The sequence below is a fragment of the Priestia sp. JV24 genome (assembly GCF_025910025.1).
GTDB lineage: Bacteria > Bacillota > Bacilli > Bacillales > Bacillaceae_H > Priestia > Priestia megaterium.
The window spans coordinates 1-2,962 of the sequence record NZ_JAPCIN010000065.1 but is presented as its reverse complement, the minus strand read 5'-3'; the positions used below and the strand labels follow the sequence as shown (position 1 = coordinate 2,962).

Annotated in this window: 1 rRNA gene; it reads left to right on the top strand. The window is 52.3% G+C overall.

What is annotated here, in order from left to right:
• The first annotated feature begins 25 nt into the window (after positions 1-25).
• Positions 26-2,961: ribosomal RNA gene (locus OK414_RS29620) — 23S ribosomal RNA — on the top strand.
• The last annotated feature ends 1 nt before the right edge of the window (position 2,962 follow it).

Sequence of the window (2,962 nt, the reverse complement as noted above, 5' to 3'; positions counted from 1 at the left end):
TATGTTGTACCATTTATTCGCTAATGGTTAAGTTAGAAAGGGCGCACGGTGAATGCCTTGGCACTAGGAGCCGATGAAGGACGGGACTAACACCGATATGCTTCGGGGAGCTGTAAGTGAGCTTTGATCCGGAGATTTCCGAATGGGGAAACCCACTGTTCGTAATGGAACAGTATCTTTATCTGAATACATAGGATATTGAAGGCAGACCCGGGGAACTGAAACATCTAAGTACCCGGAGGAAGAGAAAGCAAATGCGATTTCCTGAGTAGCGGCGAGCGAAACGGAATTAGCCCAAACCAAGAGGCTTGCCTCTTGGGGTTGTAGGACACTCTATACGGAGTTACAAAGGAACGAAGTAAATGAAGCGACCTGGAAAGGTCCGTCGAAGAAGGTAACAACCCTGTAGTTGAAACTTCGTTCCCTCTTGAGTGGATCCTGAGTACGGCGGAACACGTGAAATTCCGTCGGAAGCTGGGAGGACCATCTCCCAAGGCTAAATACTACCTAGTGACCGATAGTGAACCAGTACCGTGAGGGAAAGGTGAAAAGCACCCCGGAAGGGGAGTGAAAGAGATCCTGAAACCGTGTGCCTACAAGTAGTCAGAGCCCGTTAACGGGTGATGGCGTGCCTTTTGTAGAATGAACCGGCGAGTTACGATCCCATGCAAGGTTAAGCTGATAAGGCGGAGCCGTAGCGAAAGCGAGTCTGAATAGGGCGTTTAGTATGTGGTTGTAGACCCGAAACCAGGTGATCTACCCATGTCCAGGGTGAAGTTCAGGTAACACTGAATGGAGGCCCGAACCCACGCACGTTGAAAAGTGCGGGGATGAGGTGTGGGTAGCGGAGAAATTCCAATCGAACCTGGAGATAGCTGGTTCTCTCCGAAATAGCTTTAGGGCTAGCCTCATGTTGTGAGAGTCTTGGAGGTAGAGCACTGATTGGACTAGGGGCCCCCAACGGGTTACCGAATTCAGTCAAACTCCGAATGCCAAAGACTTATCCATGGGAGTCAGACTGCGAGTGATAAGATCCGTAGTCAAAAGGGAAACAGCCCAGACCACCAGCTAAGGTCCCCAAGTATACGTTAAGTGGAAAAGGATGTGGAGTTGCTTAGACAACCAGGATGTTGGCTTAGAAGCAGCCACCATTTAAAGAGTGCGTAATAGCTCACTGGTCGAGTGACTCTGCGCCGAAAATGTACCGGGGCTAAACGTATCACCGAAGCTGTGGATTGACATCTTTGATGTCAGTGGTAGGAGAGCGTTCTAAGTGCAGCGAAGTCAGACCGTAAGGACTGGTGGAGCGCTTAGAAGTGAGAATGCCGGTATGAGTAGCGAAAGACAAGTGAGAATCTTGTCCACCGAATGCCTAAGGTTTCCTGAGGAAGGCTCGTCCGCTCAGGGTTAGTCGGGACCTAAGCCGAGGCTGAAAAGCGTAGGCGATGGCCAACAGGTTGATATTCCTGTACCACCTCCCCGCCGTTTGAGTAATGGGGGGACGCAGTAGGATAGGGTAAGCGCGCTGCTGGATATGCGCGTTCAAGCAGTTAGGCTGATGAGTAGGCAAATCCGCTCATCATAAAGGCTGAGCTGTGATGACGAGGGAATTATAGTACCGAAGTTCCTGATTCCACACTGCCAAGAAAAGCCTCTAGCGAGGCGGGAGGTGCCCGTACCGCAAACCGACACAGGTAGGCGAGGAGAGAATCCTAAGGTGATCGAGAGAACTCTCGTTAAGGAACTCGGCAAAATGACCCCGTAACTTCGGGAGAAGGGGTGCTCTGGTAGGGTGTATAGCCCGAGAGAGCCGCAGTGAATAGGCCCAGGCGACTGTTTAGCAAAAACACAGGTCTCTGCGAAGCCGCAAGGCGAAGTATAGGGGCTGACGCCTGCCCGGTGCTGGAAGGTTAAGAGGAGGGGTTATCCTTTGGGAGAAGCTCTGAATCGAAGCCCCAGTAAACGGCGGCCGTAACTATAACGGTCCTAAGGTAGCGAAATTCCTTGTCGGGTAAGTTCCGACCCGCACGAAAGGCGTAACGATCTGGGCACTGTCTCAACGAGAGACTCGGTGAAATTATAGTACCTGTGAAGATGCAGGTTACCCGCGACAGGACGGAAAGACCCCGTGGAGCTTTACTGTAGCCTGATATTGAATTTTGGTACAGCTTGTACAGGATAGGTAGGAGCCTGAGAAGCCGGAGCGCTAGCTTCGGTGGAGGCGTCGGTGGGATACTACCCTGGCTGTATTGAAATTCTAACCCGCGGCCCTGATCGGGCCGGGAGACAGTGTCAGGTGGGCAGTTTGACTGGGGCGGTCGCCTCCTAAAATGTAACGGAGGCGCCCAAAGGTTCCCTCAGAATGGTTGGAAATCATTCGTAGAGTGTAAAGGCACAAGGGAGCTTGACTGCGAGACCTACAAGTCGAGCAGGGACGAAAGTCGGGCTTAGTGATCCGGTGGTTCCGCATGGAAGGGCCATCGCTCAACGGATAAAAGCTACCCCGGGGATAACAGGCTTATCTCCCCCAAGAGTCCACATCGACGGGGAGGTTTGGCACCTCGATGTCGGCTCATCGCATCCTGGGGCTGTAGTCGGTCCCAAGGGTTGGGCTGTTCGCCCATTAAAGCGGTACGCGAGCTGGGTTCAGAACGTCGTGAGACAGTTCGGTCCCTATCCGTCGTGGGCGTAGGAAATTTGAGAGGAGCTGTCCTTAGTACGAGAGGACCGGGATGGACACACCGCTGGTGTACCAGTTGTCTTGCCAAAGGCATCGCTGGGTAGCTATGTGTGGACGGGATAAGTGCTGAAAGCATCTAAGCATGAAGCCCCCCTCAAGATGAGATTTCCCATAGCGCAAGCTAGTAAGATCCCTGAAAGATGATCAGGTTGATAGGTCAGAGGTGGAAGCGTGGCGACATGTGTAGCTGACTGATACTAATCGATCGAGGACTTAACCAAA